Annotated in this window: 1 protein-coding gene; it reads right to left on the bottom strand. The window is 47.0% G+C overall.

Translation table 11 applies throughout. The features are described from left to right. Window positions 1–2,408 (bottom strand): condensation domain-containing protein (locus tag Q0577_RS00005; RefSeq protein WP_298731550.1); only part of this gene is annotated, 2,408 nt, incomplete at both ends.

The following is a 2,408-nucleotide window of genomic DNA, read 5'->3' as shown; positions in this document are numbered from 1 at the left end:
GCTTTCAGGATAGCCAGTATAGCGATGATCAGCTTATCCGAACGATCCATCATCACAGCTATTCTGCTACCGCTCCTGACCTCGTTTTGTTGCACGAGATGGCTGGCCAGGCGATCAGTGATTTCATTGAGCGCCTGATAGGAGACAGCCCCACCTTCCCAAAAAAGTGCATTTCCTCTGGGACTACGTGCTGCCTGTTCCCGAAATAGGGTAACAACCGGCTGATATCCGGTATAATGTTCAGTTGTGGTATTGAAATCACTGAGCAAAAGCTGACGTTCCGTGAGTTCAATGTAATTTGCCTGGCAGATAGGACGCTCAGGGGCAGTAACAATATGCTCCAGTATATTACAGAACAGGGCAGCAAGTTTTTCTGCGCTGAAGCCTGTCTTCAGCTTCCGCGTCAACCGGATGGTTAGTGCATATTTACCCTTCGTCCGGTTGATCATAAAGTCGAGGAAAGTATTGGTCAGGTCAATTCCTCCGGCAGTATTGAATGTCTGCAGGTTTTCTATTGCCTGCGCATCTTCTTCAATAGTGCCATACACGTGAAAGTCTACATAATCAAATAGCACGTCAAAGAACGGATTGCCGCCTTGCTGTTGCTCATTATGTATCCTGGCTATCTCAAACATACTGAGCCTTTCCCTGTCTTTGAGTGAGATCAGTTGTTGATGAACGGCGGCTGCCAATTCCGCTCCCGTCTTCTGGTCATCTACGTGGATGTTGAAAGGAATGGTGTTCAGAAAGCAACCCAGTATCTTATCGCTATCCTCACTGTTTGGCCGCATATTGGTGACCAGCCCGGTGAGTATCTCCGGCTCCGAGCTTAGTATTTTTAGCAGGCAGAGGTAAGCGCTCAGGGATATGACCTTAACAGTAGTCCCCAGGCTTACAGCAAGTTGCTCCAGTTGCGAAAGCAGCTTTTTGTCCAGATGGTAGTGCAATAGCTGCAAGTCATGTTCCCTGGTAAATATATCAAGCCTATTGAAGCCCGCTAGTTGCTGTTTCCAAAAGCGGGAGGTGTCTTCATCTCTTTTATCCAGTTCATGTAGTACGATGAAGTCTTTGTAAGATATTTTGAGTGGTTCGGGAATATGCTTGCTGTCTGCTGCCAGTTTAAGATACAGGTTATTGAGCTCCGTCATAAGGAGGGCATCGCTCCATCCATCAATAATAGCGTGATGGCACTGGAACACAAATACGATTTCGTTATTACCAAGGTTGAAGGCCGCCATGCGCCATAGGGGCGCCCGGCTAACATCGAACGATTTTTTCATCTCTTCCGCCAGGAAGCGGCGCACCTGTTCTTCCTGCTGTGGCCTTTTCAAGGTAGAAAGATCATGGTATACAACATCAATGCTGACTTCTTTATACACAATCTGCGCTTCCCTGTCAAAATCACTGAGATTAAAGCCTGTTCTGAGAATAGAATGCTTTTTTGAAAGCAGTTCCAGCGCCAACCGGAACCTGTTGATATCAAATCCGGGGAACAGCCGCTGGTGCACCATTTGGTCGTGATACATACCGCTGTCCTGGTGTACCATAGAACTAAATGCCATCCCTTTCTCAATATCGCTCATGGGGTATATGTCTTCTATGTTCGCGGTATCGTTGAGTGTGGAAAGGATCTTTTCTTTTAGTGCCTCGATCTCCGCCCTGATCTCAGCTTCTTTCTGCTGTTTTTTTATCAGCAGCTGCGATCTGTCATCTTTAGTGGCAAGGGTGTTGGCAAGTAACGTTTCAATAGTAGGATGCTTATATACATCTGCCACTGGTATGTCAAGGTTCAGTTGTTTTCTGACGGCAGCCAGTACTCTCAGTATTTTGATGGAGTCTCCGCCAAGATCAAAGAAATTGTCTCTGATCCCTACTTTTTCCCTGCCTAGTATCTCCTGCCAGATGTTCGCAATCTGTTGTTCAGTATCGTTAGCAGGAGCCACATAGTTAAGGTCTCCTTCCAACCCCGCTTCCTTAAGTGCAGGCAACATTTTTTTGTCTACCTTCCCGTTGGTGCTTAAAGGAAGCACCTCCAGTTGCATGTAATGTGCCGGCAGCATATAAGCCGGTAAGCAGCTTGTAAGATGGCTGCGGATCTCCGCTACATCTATCTGCCGCTTAGCGGTAAAATAGGTTGCCAGTTCGGGCTCACCAGCAGTATTGGGAACGGTGACTACCACTGCAGTTGATATATCCGCCAGGGTTAAAATAGCATTTTCAATTTCTCCGGGTTCAATACGATACCCTTTGATCTTTACCTGTTCATCCTTCCTGCCTATGTATTGTATCTCACCTTGTGGCAGCCATCTTCCCAGGTCGCCGGTCCGGTACATAAGGCTGCCTGGCCTGTATTGATTAGCAATAAACTTCTGCGCAGTAAGCTCGGGGTTATTGAGATATTGCTTAGC

This window comes from uncultured Chitinophaga sp. (genome assembly GCF_937898475.1).
Taxonomy (GTDB): Bacteria; Bacteroidota; Bacteroidia; order Chitinophagales; family Chitinophagaceae; genus Chitinophaga.
This window is presented reverse-complemented; position numbering and strand designations above follow the sequence as displayed.